A 16,977-nucleotide genomic window follows, 5' to 3' on the forward strand; every position below is an offset into this window, starting at 1 on the left:
ATTGGCGCTGACTACTCTGCGGCTGCGCGCGCGGCGTCGTAGATGGTCTGCTCGACCTCGGTGTCCACGTACTCCTCGATCAGCGGTTCAAGTGCGGAGTTGAAGGCCTCGGCGTCGACGTCGTTGAACTCGGTGCCGCTTGCTTCCAGGTCAGCGTGTGCCTTGTCGGTTTCCTCGAGCCACAGAGCGGTGTGCTCCTCGACTGCTGCTGCCCACTGCTCCTCGAACGCTGCGCGGTCTTCCTCGGTCATGGCCTCGTAGGCGTCGGTGTTGACGACCACGTAGTCAAGGCCCACCAGGTGGTTGGTGTTGGAGAAGTACTTTGCGACCTCATTGTGCTTCTGGGTGAGGTAGGAGATCTCGTTGTTCTCAGCACCGTCGATCACGCCGGACTGAAGCGCGGTGTAGACCTCGCCGAAGGCCATCGGGGTGGGAGCACCGCTCATGAGTTCGATCATCTTCATTTGCACGTCGGATTCCTGGACGCGGATCTTCATTCCGGCCAGATCCTCGGGTGTGTTGACGGGCCCCTGGTTGTTGTAGATGCTCCGGGTTCCCTGCGTGAGGCCGCCGAGGACGGTGAGGTTCTGGTCCTCAAGGGACGCGTAGAGTTCACCGACAATGGCGTCGTCGCCGATCACACCCATCTGGTGCTCAACACTGTCGAAGACGCCGGGCAGGTTGAACACCTGGAAGTCAGGGTTCAGGTTCTCCAGTTGAGTTCCGGAGACAACTGCCATGTCGACGGTGCCGTCGCTCACGAGTTGGATTGCTTCCTGCTGCGCCCCGAGGGTTTCGTTGGCGTAGACATCGACGCTCACGCGACCCTCTGTGGCCTCATCGACATTCTTCCCCAGGTTGTCGAGGGAGATGTAGGACGGGTGGGTCTCGGTCTGGTTCAGGGCGAGACGCAGCGTCTGCGAATCCCCGCCGGCGCCTGCGCCGCCGCCGCAGGCTGACAGCGCAAGCATCATTGCCGCGGCTGATCCGAGTACTGCGAAATTCCTCTTGGAGTTCATGGTCTACCTTTTCCTGCCGCAATCGCGAACATCGTTGGTGGCGCTTTGGTGCTCTTTCAATAGAGCCAAGAAAGTGCTTCAACGTTCAAACAGTTGCCAATAGTTGCCTTGGCCGGGTCTATGGTGGTGGCGGAGGTCATCATGCCCGATTCGCGAGGTCTGCCCTCGATCTACGATGTCGCCCGCGTTGCCGGGGTATCGGCGTCGACCGTCTCTCGTGCCTTCGCCCGCCCGGGTCGGGTGAGCCACCACACGGCGCAGAGAATCTTCGCCGCGGCGATCGAGGTGGGCTACCGGTCGACCCACGTTGCCGGAATCCAGCACCCCGGCGGACAACGCACGTCGATGATCGCCCTGGTCATCGCAGACATCCGAAACCCGGTGTATGCGGAGATGGTGCGAGGGGCGGAAGCAGCGGCGGCGGAAGCGGGCTACACCATGCTGCTGGCCCACACTCAGGAATCCGAGCACAAGGAACGCCAGGCGCTTGAACGCGCGCTGCCGTCGGTGGACGGGATAGTCCTCTCGAGTTCACGGATGTCGGATTCCGCGATTCGCATGATGGCCAAGCAGAAGCCACTGATCGTCATGAACCGGGCCGTCAAGGACGTAGCCAGCGTGGTGACCGACAATCCCCGCGGCATCCGCCGGGCGGCCGAGCACCTCGGTGAGATGGGGCACCGATCCATCACCTACCTGGCCGGGCCTGAGGCGTCCTGGGCAGACGGGATGCGCTGGCGCTCACTGCGCGAAGCAGCCCTGGAACTTGAGCTGTCGGTCCGCCGGACCGGGTCCCATCTGCCGACCATCCGGGGAGGCGAAGAGGTCGCCGCGGAGTGGCTGCGCCACCGGACTCCCGGTGTCATCGCGTACAACGACCAGATGGCCATCGGTTTCATCCGCGCCCTTCAGCAGCGGGGCCTCAGCGTGCCCGGAGACGTCAGCGTCGTCGGCCACGACAACAGCTACGGGGCGGCGCTCGTCACGCCTGCGCTGACCACGATCGAGGCTCCGCTGTACTCGCTTGGGGCCACTGCAGTGAACAACCTGCTGGCCTTCGCGGCGGGAGCGCGGTCCAGGTCCAACCAGCCGGTGGTTCTGCCCACCCGGTTGATCGTCCGAGACTCGACTGCACCGGCGGCCGGCTGAGCCCGCTTTGTTGCCAACAAATGGCAACTCGTTGACCCCGCGCGTTCGGCTTGGCAACGATTAGCGGCATGCCTCCTTCACTATCTTCCCTCGCAGCCGAGCCGGACAGGCTCCTGCCGGCCGAACCCGGAGTGCGAGCGATCGCCCGGGACCTGCTGACCCTCGTCGAGTCACTGCCCATCATTTCCCCGCACGGCCACGTCGACGCCGCCGTGTTGGCTCAGGACACCCCCTTTCCGGACCCGGCAACGCTGCTGGTCACTCCTGACCACTATGTTGTCCGTCTGATTCACGCCAGCGGAGTTCCCCTTGACCGGCTCAATCAGGGGCCGGTCACCAGTGCCGATCCGCGATCCGTCTGGCGTGAGTTCTGCAAGGCGTGGCCGCTGTTCGACGGCACCGCGTCCGGCTACTGGCTCCGCTCGGAGTTCCAGCACGTCTTCAAACTGGACGAGGAGATTTCGGAGGCGACGGCGGACAGCACGTTCGATGCCCTTCAGTCCCGTCTGAGCGAACCCGCCTTCCGTCCGCGCCAGCTCTTCTCCGACTTCAATATCGAGGTGCTCGCCACCACCGATGATCCGCTGGATGATCTGCAGCACCACGCTGCCATCGCAGCCGATCCGAGCTTCCCGGGCAGGGTCGTACCAACCTTCCGCCCGGACGCCTACATCAACATTGCACACCCCAGCTGGGTGGAGAACGTCGACCGCCTGATCGGAACCGCCGGCGACGGCGCCGCAGGCTACGCCGGGTACATCCGCGCACTGGAGAACCGACGCCGCTACTTCGTTGACCATGGAGCAGTGTCCGCCGACCACGGCGTACGCACACCGCTGACCCTCAAGCTGGATAAGTCCGACGCCGAGAAGCTCTTCACCCGTGCCCGGTGCGGTGAATGGACGGCAGAGGACCGCGACGTCTTCGAAGCGCACATGCTGTACGAGATGGCGCGCATGTCCGTCCAGGACGGTCTGGTCATGACCATTCACCCGGGGTCCTACCGCAACCACCACCTGCCCAGCTTCGAGAAGTTCGGTGGCGATACCGGCCACGACATCCCGTTCCCGGTCAGCTACACCGAGGCGATCCGCCCGCTGTTGCAGGACTTCGGCACGGCACCGGACTTCCATCTGGTCCTCTTCACGCTCGACGAGACCGTCTTCTCCCGTGAGCTGGCGCCGCTGGCCGGGTTCTACCCCTCCGTCTACATCGGTGCACCGTGGTGGTTCCTTGACGCACCCGACGCCATGCTCCGCTTCCGGTCAGCCATCACTGAGACAGCCGGGTTCTCCCGGTCCTCAGGCTTCATCGACGACACCCGGGCTTTCTGCTCGATCCCCGCGCGCCACGATGCCTCGCGCCGCATCGAAGCATCCTTCCTGGCGAGGATGGTGGCCGAGCACCGCATCACGGCCGCCCGCGCCGAGGAGCTCATCGTCGACGTCGTGGACGGCTCACCGCGTCGGGTCTTCAAGCTATGACCGTCCAGCATGAGGTCAAGACGCTGAACCGCACCATCGCGGGCGTTTCCCCCGCGGCTCCCGTGCGGATGGTGCACATCGGCCTCGGTGCGTTCCACCGCTCGCACCAGGCCTGGTACACCGGGCAGGTTGACCCGGAACACCAGTGGGGCATCGCCGCCTTCACCGGCCGCAGTCCCGAGGCAGCAACGACACTCGCTGCCCAGGACGGCCTCTACACCCTCGTGGAGCGCAGTGACGACGGCGATGAGTTCAGCATCATGGGCAGCATCAGTGCAGCGTACGACGGCGCGGATCTCGCCCAGCTCGTCGCGCTCCTGTCAGCGCCGGACACGGCGGTAGTGACTGTCACCGTCACCGAACCGGCCTACCATCTCGGCGCTGACGGCCGGCTGAACGCCTCATCCCCCGTCGTCGCTGCGGACGCAGCAGCCCTGAAAGAGCTCTGGGCACAGTCGGGAAGCCTCGACGTCAACAGCTCATTCCCGACCCTGGCTACGATGGGCGCGCGCGTCCTGCTCGGCCTCGCTGCGCGCCGCCGCGCGGACGCCGGTCCGATCGCCGTGGTCTCCTGCGACAACCTGACCTCCAACGGTTCCGCGGCCTCCGAGGCCATCCACGGTCTCGCCGACCTGGTATCTGACGAACTGGCCCGGTGGGTTGCAGACAACGTTTCTTTCGTCGATACCTCGGTGGACCGCATCACCCCGCGCACCACCGACGCCGACCTCGCTGCCGTCCAGAAGGCCACCGGGTTCGACGACGCCGCCCCGGTTATCACCGAGCCCTTCTCCAACTGGGTCCTCAGCGGGAACTTCCCGGCGGGACGCCCCGCCTGGGAAAAAGCCGGAGCAGTCTTCGTCGAGGACATTGCTCCCTTTGAACAGCGCAAGCTCTGGCTGCTCAACGGCGCCCACTCGTTGCTGGCCTACGCCGGTCAGCTACGCGGACTGCGCACTGTGGCGGATGCTGTGGGTGACTTTTCCTGCACAGCAGAACTCGAAGCTTTCTGGAACGAAGCCTCGGCCCACCTCAACCAGCCGGGCCTCGACATTCCCGCCTACCGGGCAGCTCTACTGAGCCGCTTCCGCAACGCGCGGATCGAGCACCTGCTCGAACAGATCGGTGCCGACGGCTCCACCAAGCTCCGGATGCGGGCAGTTCCGGTGCTGCGCGCTGAGCGTGCCGCGGGCCGCACCGGTGAGGGCGCTGCTCGCGCGATCGCCGCGTGGGTCGATTTCCTGGCTCACCAGCACGACGACGGCGCCAGGCCGGCCGACGCTGAGGCCGACCGCCTCGTCGGACTTCTGCAACTCTCGGGCATGGATCTCACCAAAGCCCTGGTCACGGTACTGAACGCCGACCTCGGAGCTGATGCCGCCGTCGTCGGACTGGTTCATAGCCTCCGGGGCAGCTGGTAACAGCTCCCACTGCGCGCGCTCCGGCGCGCGATTCCTCCTGCTATTCGTTCGAAAGGAACACCCATGAAAATTGTTGCCGCTGAAGTCATCGTCACCAGCCCGAGCAGAAACTTTGTCACGCTCAAGATCACCACGGATGAGGGGATCACCGGGCTGGGCGACGCCACCCTCAACGGCCGTGAGCTGGCTGTTGCCACCTACCTCAAAGAGCACGTCACGCAGCTGTTGATCAACAAGGATCCGCACCGTATCGAGGACACCTGGCAGTTCCTCTACCGCAGCTCGTACTGGCGCCGCGGCCCGGTCACCATGGCCGCGATCGCCGCCGTCGACATGGCTTTGTGGGATATCAAGGGCAAGGCAGCCGGCATGCCGGTGTACCAGCTGCTCGGCGGGGCGTCGCGGACTGCACTGCGCACGTACGGCCACGCATCCGGCCGCGACCTGCCGGAATTGTTCGACTCCATCCGCAAGCACCTCGACGAGGGTTACAAGTCCATCCGCGTACAGACGTCGGTTCCCGGCATCACATCGCTCTACGGCGTGGCGGCCCAGGCGCAGGCCACCGGCGAGCGCTACGACTTCGAGCCCGCGGGCCGCGGCGCGCAGCCCACCGAAGAGGACTGGGACACCCGGGCGTACCTGCGTCATATCCCCACGGTGTTCGAGGCTGTCCGCAACGAGTTCGGCCCGGAGCTTCCGCTGCTGCATGACGGCCATCACCGCATGACGCCGATCCAGGCCGCGAAGCTCGGCAAGTCGCTTGAGCCGTACGACCTGTTCTGGCTCGAGGACGTCACTCCTGCGGAGAACCAGGACTCGTTCCGGCTGATCCGGCAGCACACCACCACTCCCCTGGCGGTCGGCGAAATCTTCAACACCGTCTTTGACTTCCAGACCCTCATCCGTGAGCAGCTCATCGACTACGTGCGTGCGGCATCGACCCACTTCGGCGGGATCTCGCCGCTGAAGAAGGTCATGGATTACGCGGCGCAGTACCAGATCAAGTCGGGCTTCCACGGGCCCACCGACGTCTCCCCCGTGGGCCTGGCCGCCCAAACCCACGTTGGCCTGGCCATCCACAACTTCGGTATTCAGGAGTACATGGAGCACAGCGAGAAGACCAACACTGTCTTCGAGCAGTCCATGACCTTCACCGACGGCTTCCTGCACCCGGGAGACAAGCCCGGTCTCGGCGTCGAGCTGAACGAGGAGGCTGCGGCGTCGTTCCCATACCAGCAGGCGTACCTGCCCTACAACCGTCTCTCCGACGGCACAGTGCACGACTGGTGAGCGCAGGGATGGGAACACCGCTGGTGAACGTGCATCACGTCGTCGTCATGGGTGTGTCCGGCTGTGGCAAGAGCACGGTCGGAGCGCTCCTTGCGGCCTCGCTGGGCGCGGATTTCCTTGACGGGGACTCACTGCACCCGGCGTCCAACGTCGAGAAGATGGCCGCGGGCATTCCGCTGGATGATGCGGACCGCCAGCCGTGGCTCGAGGAGATCGGGCGACGATTCGCTGCAGCCGGGGACAAGCCGCTCGTCATCGCGTGCAGTGCGCTGAAGCGCTCCTACCGGGACCTGATCCGGGGCGGCGCTGCGGATGCGCGGTTCGTGCACCTGCACGGCACCGCGGAACTGCTCGCCGCGCGGATGGCGGCGCGGCCGGGGCACTTCATGCCGACGTCGCTCCTGACCTCCCAGCTGCAGACGCTTGAGCCGCTGGAGGTGGATGAGGCCGGCGTCGTGCTTGATATCGCCGAAACGCCGATTGAACTTGCGGCGCAAGCCGGGCAGTGGCTGGCGGGGCATCCCGTGGGGGTGCGCTCGTCCTGACGCCGCTCTGCAGCCGTCGTGCACCGGCCGAGCCTCGTCGCCGGGCAAACCGGACCGGCTCGGGAGCAAACCGGACAGGTTCGGGAGCAAACTGGACCGGCTCGGGAGCAAACCGGTTTCTGTAGAGCAGAATCTTGCTCTGAAAACTCCGGTTTGCTCACCGGACAGCCACTTCGCCGGGCTACGTTGCCGGAAACCATCTCACCCGGGGAGCTACTTCGCGGGGAGCCTCGAATCCAGCAGCTGCGCCAGGTGGATGCCCTTGCGTTCGCTGAGGTCCTCGAGTTGTGTGCGGCAGGAGTAACCGTCAGCGAGGACGACGGCGTCGGCCGCCGCCGCGCGGACCGCCGGGAGGAGCTGCTGCTCCGCTACCGCAACGGATACCTCGTAGTGGCCGCGTTCCACGCCGAAGTTCCCGGCAAGGCCACAGCAGCCGCCAAGTTTTTGCAGCTCGGCGCCGGCGCCTTCCAGCAGCGCCGCGTCCGGACTCCAGCCCATGACGGCGTGATGGTGGCAGTGCGGTTGCGCAACGACGGTTGTTCCTTCGAGCGACGGCGCTTCATAGCCCGGCGTCTTGGCGAGCAGTTCCGCGAGTGTGTGCGTCGCACCCGCAACCGGTCCTGCAACAGCGCGGCCCAGCAGCTCGATCGAGTCCGACCGCAGCACCCCAGTACACGACGGTTCAAGGCCCACGATCGGTATCCCCTGCTCGGCATACTCCTTCAACGTCTCCACCGACGAGCGCAGGATCTTCCGTGCGCTGTCGAGCTGACCGGTCGAGATCCACGTCAGGCCGCAACACACGGGCTTCTCGGGAATCAGCACCTCATACCCTGCGCCCTCGAGCACCCGGACTGCGGCCTCACCGACCTCCGGCGAAAAGTTGTTCGTGAAGGAGTCGGCCCACAGAAGGACCTGCGGCTGATCGCCCGATGAAGCTGCAGCCCGCGACTCGAACCACTTGTGGAACGTCTGCGGCGCGAAGGCAGGGATCCTCCGCCGCTGGTCCACCCCCGCAAGCCGCAGCCCCAGCTTTCCCAGGCCAGGCAGGCTTGTCAGCGCATTCACAACGCGCGGTGCAACCGAGGCCAGCGAAGCCCACCGCGGCAGCCAACCCAAAGAATAGTGCGACGCCGGTCGGATCCGACCCTTGTAACTCTGGTGCAGCACTTCCGCCTTGTACGACGCCATGTCGACGCCGGTAGGACAATCCGAGGCGCAGCCCTTGCATGAGAGGCACAAATCGAGCGCCTCATGCACTTCCGGCGCCCGCCAGTTCGGCTTGCCGTGCTGGTGGCCGGCGGCGGCACCGCCAACAACGCTGCCGTTGATCATCTCCTGCAGCGCCCGGGCGCGGCCGCGGGTGGAGTCCTTCTCCTCGAGGGTCGCGATGTAGGACGGGCACATCACCGTTTGGTTATCCCGGTGCGCGGCGCGGCACTGTCCCACTCCGGTGCAGCGGTGGACCGCCTGGCTGAAGTCGCCGTCGTCGTGCTCGTAACCGAGGGCCAGGCCGGTGCGGAGGGGACCGGCTTCGGCGACGCGGACGTTCGCGTCGAGCGGCTCGGGATCAACGAGTACGCCCGGGTTGAGGATGTTGTCCGGGTCGAGGATGCCCTTGACCTTCCCGAAGAGTGACAGGGCAGCCGGCGTGTACATGAAGGGAAGGAGTTCGCTGCGGGCGCGTCCGTCGCCGTGCTCGCCGGAGAGGGACCCGCCGTAGGACGCCACCAAGCGGGCCGCATCGGTAAGAAATGCGCGGAAGACTGCGGCGCCGTCGTCGTGCTGGAACGGAAAGTCCAGGCGCACGTGGACGCAGCCGTCGCCGAAGTGACCGAACGGGAAGCCGGTGAGGTTATGGGTGAGCAGGAGTTCATCGAACTCCCGCAGGTAGTCGCCGAGGCGCTCGGGCGGAACGGCTGCGTCCTCCCACCCGGCATGGGCGGGAGCTCCGGCGGGCGAGCGTCCGGCCAGCCCGCCGCCGTCCTCGCGGATCCGCCACAGTGCGGCGGCCTGTGCAGGACTGGTGATGATCCGGGCGTACCGGGCAGCGTCGACCCGGCTCACCGCGGCCGCACGTTCAGCAACCTCGGCGGCGTCATCGCCCGAGATCTCGACGAACAGCCACGCCGCTCCGCCGGGCAGTTCCGGCACGGCCTGCGGACCCTTCCGCGTACGCACCACCTCGACGATGCGTGAATCGAGCCCCTCACACGCTGTGGGTTTGAACGGCAGCACCGAGGTCACCGCGTCACCGGCTTCGCCGATGTTCTCGAATCCGAGCACCACCATGGTTTTGTGCGGCGCGTCGGTGACGAGCCGGATGCCGGCTTCGAGGACTACGGCGAGCGTCCCCTCGCTGCCCACCAGCATCCGCCGCAGGTCGAACCCGCGCTCCGGCAGCAGGTGCTCCAGCGAATAACCGGACACCTGCCGACCGAAACGGCCCAGCTCAGTACGGATTGTCCCGAGATTGGCGCTCACCAGCGAGCGCAGCGCGTCCGTTTCAGGCGACGCCGGCGCCTCCCCCGCTCCCAGCCGCAGCCGCGTTCCGGAGCCGCTCATCACGTCGAGGTGCGTCACGTTGTCGGCCGTCCGGCCGTAGGCGAGGGCACGCGATCCGCACGCGTTGTTGCCGATCATCCCGCCCACGGTGCAGCGCGTGTGCGTTGACGGATCGGGCCCGAACCGCAGCCCACTGGCAAGTGCCACCTTCTGCAACGTGGCATGGACAGCGCCGGGCTCGACGACGGCGGTCCGGCTCTCGCCGTCGAACTCCAGGACGCGGTTCAGATGGCGGCTGAAGTCGATGACTACGCCGCGGCCGATTGCGTTCCCCGCCAGGGAAGTTCCAGCACCGCGCGAGGTAAACGGTATTCCGCGCTCCCGGCAGACCTCGAGGGTAGTGAGCACCTCGTCGAGGTGGCGCGGAAAAACGACGGCGGCAGGCTGAATCCGGTAGAGCGAAGCGTCGCTCGAGTAGACGGCGCGCGAGGTTGCGTCTGCGCGCGCATCCGCAACGCCGCGGGACTGCAGTTCGGAGACCAGGGACCGGGGAGCTGTGAGCGTCGTCGCCATGGGTAACATGTTACTACTTCATGCGGGCTCTTCCCGCGGCTACGCTTGACTCATGCCTCCTGCACAGCCGCCGCGACCACCGTCGCTCACCGAGCGCACCATCGAAGCGGTGCGGGATGGCATCCGGAACGGCACGTTCGTGCCCGGCGAGCTGTACTCGGTGTATCAACTGGCTGACAGGTTGAGCGTGTCCCGCAGCCCTGTCCGTGAGGCGCTGCTCCGGTTGGCAGAGACCGGGATGGTGGCCATCGAGAAGAACCGCGGCTTCCGCGTCGTGCTGCCCGGCGCGCGGGAACTGGCAGAGATCATGGCGGTGCGGGTGGCCCTTGAGGTCCCTGCGGCTGCCCAGGCCGCCCGTCGCGCCGGAGCGAGAGACCGCGCCGCCCTCGAAAAGGAGCGCGAAGCCATGCAGCAGGCAGTCCGCGACGGCGACGAAGGGGCCTTCCTCCTCCACGACCAGCGCCTCCACTCGCTCCTGCTCAACCTCGCGAGCAACAGCCACACCATCCGCATCATCGAGAACCTGCGGGACGCGACGCGGCTCATCGGCATGTCCACCATCCGCACGTCCCGCTCCCTCGATGACGTCTACGCCGAGCACCTGCCAATCCTCACAGCGGTCGAAAGCGGCGACGCGGATGCCGCAGCGCTCGCAATGCACCGCCACCTCGAATCGACGGGGAAGCTTTTGCTGCGCGGTGCGGCCACCGAGAACGACGACGTCGACCGCCTCTGGGAGGACTACGTCGGCTAAGGGCGGCTCCACAGTATCTTCAAGGTTCCGGCGACCTATATCTTCCAGAAAAGTGATTGCACTGCTCTCATTGCATGCATTGCCTGCTGAATGCACTTTTCTGAACACCTCTTGCTCCCCGCGTACCCGGCCTCATCCGTTCGGCCGGCGGGGTGAGGAGTAGCCAGGCACCGCCGATGATCGCTAGCGGCACCGGCCTTGGCGCCGACGTCGTCGTCGTTCCTCTGCTTGAACCGGCAGCCGAGCGATGGCGCCGGCAGGCAGTGCGCGGGTAGAACTGGGGTATGGACAGCTCGCTGGTACTCGGCCCCCTGCTCCGGTATGTCGACGAAACGACGGCAAGCGTGTGGGTGGAAACGCGCGAAACTGCTCGGGTACGGGTCAACGCCGCCGGCCGTACATGGGAAGCGGTCACCTTTTCTGTGCACGGGCACCACTACGCGCTGGTTGAGGTGGAGGGGCTTGAGCCTGGATCCACCTCGCCGTACACGGTGGAGATCGACGGACAGCGGGTCTGGCCGGAGGAAAAGTCACCGTTCCCCGCGCCCACCATCCGGACCCTTGACCCGGAGCGCCCCTTCCGGCTGGCTTACGGATCCTGCAGGACAAGCGAAGCAAACGACCTCGCGGCGCACAAGACGCACGGCGTGGACTCGCTCCTGGCGTTTGCCCTCAGCCTCGCTGCCCGGGATGAGGCAGTGCGGCCGGACCTCATCGCGTTCCTAGGCGATCAGGTTTACGCGGACATACCGAGTAACGAGATGCTGCAGTTGATCCGGGACGACCGCGGAATCGACACCAAGCTGGATGCGGAGCTGCGCAATTACGAGGAGTACTCGCAGATCTACCGGCTGGCGTGGTCGGGCACGGCGATTCGATGGCTGCTGTCGACATTGCCGAGCGCCATGATCTTTGATGATCACGACATCCGGGACGACTGGAACTCGTCGCTGCTGTGGAAGAAAAAGGTTGCGAAGATTCCCTGGTGGCGGGATCGAATCGTCTCCGGCCTGGCGTCCTACTGGGTGTACCAGCACCTCGGCAACCTCTCGCCGGACGAGCGCGCCGCTGACGAAATCTGGCAGGCCATCCGGTCCCATCAAGGGCCCGGCGAACTTGAGCTCAGCCCTATTGTCGAGGCGGTTGTGGAGGAGGCGGATCAAGATCCTGAACGCTACCGCTGGAGCTTCTGCAGGGATTTCGGCGATACCCGGCTGATCGTCCTGGATTCACGGGCTGCCCGGGTCCTGCAGCCCGGTCAACGATCCATGCTGGACCGCAAGGAACTGCGGTGGCTGGACGAGCTGATGCAGGGCGACCGGCGGCATCTGCTCGTTGCCACGTCGCTTCCGTTCCTGCTACCGCGGGGACTTCATCACATCGAGGACTGGAACGCCGTGCTCGCCGACGGCCGCTGGGGTGAGCGCCTGGCCGCCGTCGGTGAGTGGATTCGCCAGGCGATCGATCTGGAGCACTGGGCGGCGTTTCCGGATAGTTTTCGCGCCGTCGCAACCATGGCAACGGAGGTAGCAACAGGCCAGCGCGGCGTGGCTCCGGAAACAGTGACGTTCCTGTCCGGTGACGTCCATTTTTCCTACATCGAGGAGGTGGACGAACCCATGCAGTCCCGCGTCCTGCAGGCGGTCTGCTCTCCGATCCGGAATCCGCTGCGGCCGGCGCTGCGCTGGGTTGCGGCGTTGATGTCCACGCGGGTGGCCGGTCCGCTCGGAGGCGTGCTGGCACGCTTTGTTCCGCACCCGCCGTTCCACTGGTCCACGCTGAAGAAACCGTGGTTTGACAACAACCTCGCAAGCCTGGAAGTGACAGAGGAGGGGTTGAAGCTGCGGTGGGACACCGGCGTCGTCAGTGATGGAAACCATGGCGTCCCGACGCTGAAGGAGGTCACCTCGATCACCATCGCGCCGCGTGCGGCAACCGCTCGGGAAAAACGCTAGTACGCAATCGTGAAGACCCAGACGGCCAGCGTCATCGTCACGATCGTGATGAGCACAATACCGATGAGGTTGAGCCACAGCCCGCCACGCATCATCTGCCCGATGGTCACGTATCCGGAGCCGAAGGCAATGGCGTTGGGCGGTGTGGCCACCGGCAGCATGAACGCACACGTTGCGGCCAGCGCTACCGGGATGGCAAGCAGCATCGGGTCCAGACCAAGACCGAGGGCTACACCGCCGGCCACCGGCAGGAAGGTGGCTGCGGTGGCAGTGTTGCTGGTTAGCTCCGTGAGGAAAATGATGCCGGTAGCAAAGATCACCACCATCAGAAGCACGGGAACTGCACCCAGAGCACTGGCGCTCTCACCGATCCAGTCGGTCAGGCCGGAGGATGAGAACTGAGCGCTGAGTGCAAGCCCTCCACCGAACAGCAGGAGAACGCCCCACGGCAGCTTGACCGCGGATTCCCAGTCGAGCAGACGTACACCGCGTTGCGCGCTTGCGGGCAGCAGGAACAGCAGAAGGCCCACCACCATGGCGATGCCTGCGTCGTCAATAGGCGGGGATGTGAAGATTACGGGCACGAAGACCCAACTGAGTGCGGCGAGGATGAAGATGGCGAGGACGAGTTTCTCACCCATGGACATTGGACCGAGCTTGTGGAGTTCCTTGTTGATCAACTCCCTGCCGCCAGGGATTTCATCGATCTCGGGCTTGAACAGGACTTTCGTCAGGAGGAACCAGGCGATGATGAGCATCACGACGGCAAGCGGAACCCCGACCAGCATCCACTCGCCGAAGCCGATCTCGATGCCGTGTGCTTCCTGCAGATAGCCGACCAGAAGGGTGTTGGGGGGCGTCCCGATGATCGTTCCCAGTGAACCAATGGAAGCCGCGTACGCAATCCCGAGCATGAGAGCCGTGCCGAAGTTCGACTTGATGATCGCATTCTTGACTTCCGTGCTCTGCGGATCTGATCCCTCCAGACCCGCATCCGACGATGTTTCGTCCGCCTTGCCAGCCCCTGCCGCAGAGTCCGATAGCAAGTTGGGGAGCAGCAGCAGGACGGATACGCCGATCGGCAACATCATGACCGCGGTTGCTGTGTTGGAGACCCACATGCTGAGGAAGGCGGTGGCCACCATGAAGCCGGCCACCATCTGGGCCGGCTTCGTGCCCATGATCCGCACGGTTCGCAACGCGATTCGGCGGTGCAGGTTCCAGCGTTGCATGGCCAAGGCAAGAAGGAATCCTCCCATGAAAAGAAAGATGATGTTGCTGCCATAGGAGGCGCCGACGTCGTCGACTGCCACATCCTCACCGAGTACGGGGAAAATGATCAGCGGCAACAGCGCAGTGGCAGGAATCGGAATGGCCTCCGTCATCCACCACACGCCCATCAGCACTGCCGTTGCGGCCGTCAGCTTCGCAGGATGCGCCAGGTCACCCGGCATCACCAGATAAACAAGCAGCGCCAAGGCAAGGCCCACAGCCAAACCGGTCCATTTGATGCGGTGAGTCTTCGGGTCCTCAGCAGGAGCACGCTCACCGGGAGATTGAAAGTCGACGTCCTGCCCCTGGGACTTCCGCGGGTGGTAATCCTTCAGGTGTGCTCCGGGGACGGATGGCCCGCGGCCAGCATCCTTTTCAGAAGGTTGCGATCCGATGGCCATGTCTGCTCCAAGCGCCTTGGGTGAGGTGAATCACAGTCTAGGGGATGCCACGCAGAGTGAGAACGGTGTCAATCTCGGCAGGACTTCGATGAGCGTCGCCTGCCTCATGCCCTCACCCCGCGCTCGGCTCAAGCAACTTAGCAGCAAGGTCAGCGAGCTGGTCCTGGGTGACGCCGTCGAGCTCGGCCTGGCTCATCGCCTGCACGTTCGCAATCACTCCATTACCCCGCGCTGTGATTGAGAGGCTGTGGAAAACCGGTTGCCCGCCCAGCTTCTGAGTCACCCTCAGCCCAAAGGACTCCTCGCCGATCCGCTCCAGCGGCAACTCCTCGGTGCTGGAGGTGATGGTATTGCCCTGAATGGTCGCGGTCACCTCAGAGCACTTCTCGAGCGCCTCGCGGCTGAGGTTGAACCCCTGCTGAACCGCACCCTCTGTTAACCCGTCCATCAGGACAACAGCCAAGTAGCCGCCCGAATCATCAGCAGCTCCCACCCCGCTGACCGCTCCAGCTGCCAGGTCCCCCGATGCCGCCGCATTGCCTGCCGCATGGTCCTTGCACTCCGCCGGTTGAACGTCTGCGCCCTCCATCGCCGACTGAACGATTTCAAGGCCCGCTGCAGCCTGCTCTGCAGAGACGAGCTGAAAAGAGTCCCCGAGGGCATCGGTCAACGCCGTCACTCTCGCTTCGAGTTCTGCCCTGCTTGGCGACTCAACGTCTGCGGGTGCCGGGGCAGTCGCTGAGGAGGTGGGTGCTGCGGCTGTCGCTGCACTGGTGGGTGCCGTCGTCGCGCTCTCGGGGAGCGAAGCCGAAGGGGCGCCCGCGCTGGCTCGTCCAAGTTCCGGCAAATCAGCGGAGCCGCCGCTGCAGCCGGTCAACAGCAGCACTGCTCCGAGTACGCAGGAAGTTGCCAGTGATGCCTTCATAGAGTCCCCCAAAGTCGGCTACGGCCGTTCCATCGACGGTCGGGCTTGTTCCCGATAGCAATTCCGCCATCGGATAGCGGTTGAATGCTATCGCAAGGCACAAGCGCTACCGCTGAGCGGAGGGCGCAGCGCCGCAAGTACCCGCGCAGCATCTCACGGAGCCCCGGCGCCCTTGACGCTCCCTCCGTGCAGGAGTTTCGTTGACGCATGGAGTTGTTGAGCGGCGTGCTCGACGCCGAGGGATACGAAGTAGGGCGGCAGATCCTCCAGCGCGGTGTCGCTGCCATCTACCTGCTCGCGTTTATCTCCGCCATCAACCAGTTCCCTGCGCTGCTCGGCGAAAACGGGCTGCTGCCTGCTCCGCGCTACATCCAGCGCGCAGGGAAACGCGCCGGCCCCACGCTCTTCCGATGGCGTTACTCGGACCGGATGTTGCTCGCCGTCTGCTGGATCGGCGCCGGAGTTGCGGCCCTGTTGGTCATCGGGCTACCCCAGACCGGACCCCCCTGGCTTCCTCTGCTCGCGTTCCTGATCCTGTGGGCGCTATACCTGTCGATCGTCAACATCGGCCAGGTGTTCTACGGTTTCGGTTGGGAAAGCCTGCTCCTCGAAGCCGGGTTCCTTGTCGCGTTCCTCGGTTCCAACGAGGCGGCGCCGCCGTTCCTGGTGCTGCTGGCCATCCGGTGGCTGGTGTTCCGGCTCGAGTTCGGCGCCGGCATGATCAAAATGCGCGGCGACCGGTCCTGGCGCGACCTCACCGCCCTCTACTACCACCACGAGACCCAGCCGATGCCGAATCCAGTCAGCCGCTTCTTCCACCTGCTCCCCAAGCCGCTGCACCGGATGGAAGTCGCCGGAAACCACTTCGCCCAACTGGTGGTGCCGTTCTTCCTCTTCGCGCCGCAGCCCGTCGCCGGATGGGCGGCCGTCATCATCATCGTCACCCAGGGCTGGCTGGTGATTTCCGGCAACTTCGCCTGGCTCAACTGGATCACCATCGTCCTCACCTTCGGCGCGGTCCCCGACTCGTTCTATGAAGCACTTGGCATCACGATCGCGCCCACTCACAGCACGACGCCGGTCTGGTTCGCCGCCGTCGTCGTTCTCATGACTGCCTTCATTGCTTACCTGAGCTGGCAGCCGCTGCGGAACCTCTTCGCCAAGCGGCAGCTGATGAACGCCAGTTTCAACCGCTTCCACCTGGTCAACGCGTACGGCGCGTTTGGCAGCGTGACCAAGGTCCGGTACGAGGTGATCGTCGAAGGAACTGCCGACGACGACGGCGCAGCCTCCTCCCGCTGGGAGGAGTACGAGTTCCGGGGCAAACCGGGCGATCCCGGCCGCATGCCCCGCCAGTACGCGCCATACCACCTCCGCCTCGACTGGCTCATGTGGTTCCTGGCGCTGGGGTCCGACGGCGGCTGGTTCACGCCACTGCTGGTGAAGCTCCTGGAAGCGGACCCGAAGATTCTCAAACTCCTGAGGCACGACCCGTTCGGCGGCAAACCTCCCCGCTATGTGCGGGCACGCATCTTCCGCTACCGCTTCACCACGCGGGAGGAGAAACGCGCCACAGGACTCTGGTGGATGCGCGAGGAAACCGGAACACTCGTGGATCCCGTGTCCCTCAAGGCGGGCCAGCGTCGCTGAGCAGGCGCAGGATCCTCCTTTCGGCTGATGC

General features: G+C 65.1%; 12 protein-coding genes. 8 read left to right on the forward strand and 4 right to left on the reverse strand.

Features of this window, described 5'->3' with window-relative positions; all coding sequences use genetic code 11:
• Positions 1-11: 11 nt before the first annotated feature.
• Positions 12-1,019: a TRAP transporter substrate-binding protein gene (locus JOD47_RS05570; protein WP_204532727.1), complete on the reverse strand. Its 1,008-nt coding sequence runs from the start codon at positions 1,017-1,019 to the stop codon at positions 12-14.
• 141 nt (positions 1,020-1,160) lie between these two features.
• On the opposite strand from JOD47_RS05570, the gene JOD47_RS05575 reads away from it, so the two are divergent.
• From JOD47_RS05575 to JOD47_RS05595, 5 genes are all read left to right on the forward strand, one after another.
• Positions 1,161-2,168, forward strand: a complete 1,008-nt coding sequence (locus JOD47_RS05575; protein WP_204532729.1) for a LacI family DNA-binding transcriptional regulator — start codon at positions 1,161-1,163, stop codon at positions 2,166-2,168.
• Between the two features lie 68 nt (positions 2,169-2,236).
• Positions 2,237-3,652 (forward strand): glucuronate isomerase, encoded by a 1,416-nt coding sequence (gene uxaC, locus JOD47_RS05580; RefSeq protein ID WP_204532732.1) that lies wholly within the window; start codon positions 2,237-2,239, stop codon positions 3,650-3,652.
• Positions 3,649-5,073 (forward strand): mannitol dehydrogenase family protein, encoded by a 1,425-nt coding sequence (locus JOD47_RS05585; RefSeq protein WP_204532733.1) that lies wholly within the window; start codon positions 3,649-3,651, stop codon positions 5,071-5,073. Before uxaC ends, JOD47_RS05585 begins: the two co-directional genes overlap by 4 nt.
• 63 nt (positions 5,074-5,136) lie before the next feature.
• A complete protein-coding gene (manD, locus tag JOD47_RS05590) occupies positions 5,137-6,366 on the forward strand; it encodes a D-mannonate dehydratase ManD (RefSeq protein WP_204532735.1) in 1,230 nt (409 codons plus the stop codon).
• An 8-nt stretch (positions 6,367-6,374) separates the two neighbouring features.
• On the forward strand, positions 6,375-6,911 hold the full coding sequence (locus JOD47_RS05595; protein WP_239548024.1) for a gluconokinase: 537 nt from the start codon (positions 6,375-6,377) through the stop codon (positions 6,909-6,911).
• A gap of 213 nt (positions 6,912-7,124) precedes the next feature.
• Here JOD47_RS05595 and JOD47_RS05600 read toward each other — a convergent pair whose 3' ends face one another.
• A complete protein-coding gene (locus tag JOD47_RS05600) occupies positions 7,125-9,989 on the reverse strand; it encodes an FAD-binding and (Fe-S)-binding domain-containing protein (RefSeq protein ID WP_204532737.1) in 2,865 nt (954 codons plus the stop codon).
• Positions 9,990-10,041: 52 nt separating this feature from the next.
• On the opposite strand from JOD47_RS05600, the gene JOD47_RS05605 reads away from it, so the two are divergent.
• Entirely contained in the window at positions 10,042-10,743 is a 702-nt protein-coding gene (locus JOD47_RS05605; protein WP_204532738.1) for a GntR family transcriptional regulator, read from the forward strand.
• A 284-nt stretch (positions 10,744-11,027) separates the two neighbouring features.
• Positions 11,028-12,698: an alkaline phosphatase D family protein gene (locus tag JOD47_RS05610; protein ID WP_204532740.1), complete on the forward strand. Its 1,671-nt coding sequence runs from the start codon at positions 11,028-11,030 to the stop codon at positions 12,696-12,698.
• Here JOD47_RS05610 and JOD47_RS05615 read toward each other — a convergent pair.
• On the reverse strand, positions 12,695-14,371 hold the full coding sequence (locus JOD47_RS05615; protein ID WP_204532748.1) for an SLC13 family permease: 1,677 nt from the start codon (positions 14,369-14,371) through the stop codon (positions 12,695-12,697). The genes JOD47_RS05610 and JOD47_RS05615 overlap by 4 nt on opposite strands.
• Positions 14,372-14,483: 112 nt before the next feature.
• Positions 14,484-15,296 carry a hypothetical protein gene (locus JOD47_RS05620; RefSeq protein ID WP_204532750.1) on the reverse strand — a complete coding sequence of 271 codons (813 nt, stop codon included), beginning with the start codon at positions 15,294-15,296 and terminating at the stop codon, positions 14,484-14,486.
• Positions 15,297-15,503: 207 nt separating this feature from the next.
• Between JOD47_RS05620 and JOD47_RS05625 the strand changes: the two genes are divergently transcribed.
• Complete coding sequence (locus tag JOD47_RS05625) at positions 15,504-16,946, forward strand: lipase maturation factor family protein (RefSeq protein ID WP_204532752.1); 1,443 nt, start codon at positions 15,504-15,506, stop codon at positions 16,944-16,946.
• The last annotated feature ends 31 nt before the right edge of the window (positions 16,947-16,977 follow it).

The organism is Arthrobacter tumbae, assembly GCF_016907495.1.
Taxonomy (GTDB): Bacteria; Actinomycetota; Actinomycetes; order Actinomycetales; family Micrococcaceae; genus Arthrobacter_D; species Arthrobacter_D tumbae.

What these genes read in the sequence shown, in the direction of transcription:
- JOD47_RS05570 (WP_204532727.1), bottom strand. Translation starts at nt 1,019, where the DNA reads ATGAACTCCAAGAGGAATTTCGCAGTACTCGGATCAGCCGCGGCAATG.
- JOD47_RS05575 (WP_204532729.1), top strand. Translation starts at nt 1,161, where the DNA reads ATGCCCGATTCGCGAGGTCTGCCCTCGATCTACGATGTCGCCCGCGTT.
- uxaC (WP_204532732.1), top strand. Translation starts at nt 2,237, where the DNA reads ATGCCTCCTTCACTATCTTCCCTCGCAGCCGAGCCGGACAGGCTCCTG.
- JOD47_RS05585 (WP_204532733.1), top strand. Translation starts at nt 3,649, where the DNA reads ATGACCGTCCAGCATGAGGTCAAGACGCTGAACCGCACCATCGCGGGC.
- manD (WP_204532735.1), top strand. Translation starts at nt 5,137, where the DNA reads ATGAAAATTGTTGCCGCTGAAGTCATCGTCACCAGCCCGAGCAGAAAC.
- JOD47_RS05595 (WP_239548024.1), top strand. Translation starts at nt 6,375, where the DNA reads ATGGGAACACCGCTGGTGAACGTGCATCACGTCGTCGTCATGGGTGTG.
- JOD47_RS05600 (WP_204532737.1), bottom strand. Translation starts at nt 9,989, where the DNA reads ATGGCGACGACGCTCACAGCTCCCCGGTCCCTGGTCTCCGAACTGCAG.
- JOD47_RS05605 (WP_204532738.1), top strand. Translation starts at nt 10,042, where the DNA reads ATGCCTCCTGCACAGCCGCCGCGACCACCGTCGCTCACCGAGCGCACC.
- JOD47_RS05610 (WP_204532740.1), top strand. Translation starts at nt 11,028, where the DNA reads ATGGACAGCTCGCTGGTACTCGGCCCCCTGCTCCGGTATGTCGACGAA.
- JOD47_RS05615 (WP_204532748.1), bottom strand. Translation starts at nt 14,371, where the DNA reads ATGGCCATCGGATCGCAACCTTCTGAAAAGGATGCTGGCCGCGGGCCA.
- JOD47_RS05620 (WP_204532750.1), bottom strand. Translation starts at nt 15,296, where the DNA reads ATGAAGGCATCACTGGCAACTTCCTGCGTACTCGGAGCAGTGCTGCTG.
- JOD47_RS05625 (WP_204532752.1), top strand. Translation starts at nt 15,504, where the DNA reads ATGGAGTTGTTGAGCGGCGTGCTCGACGCCGAGGGATACGAAGTAGGG.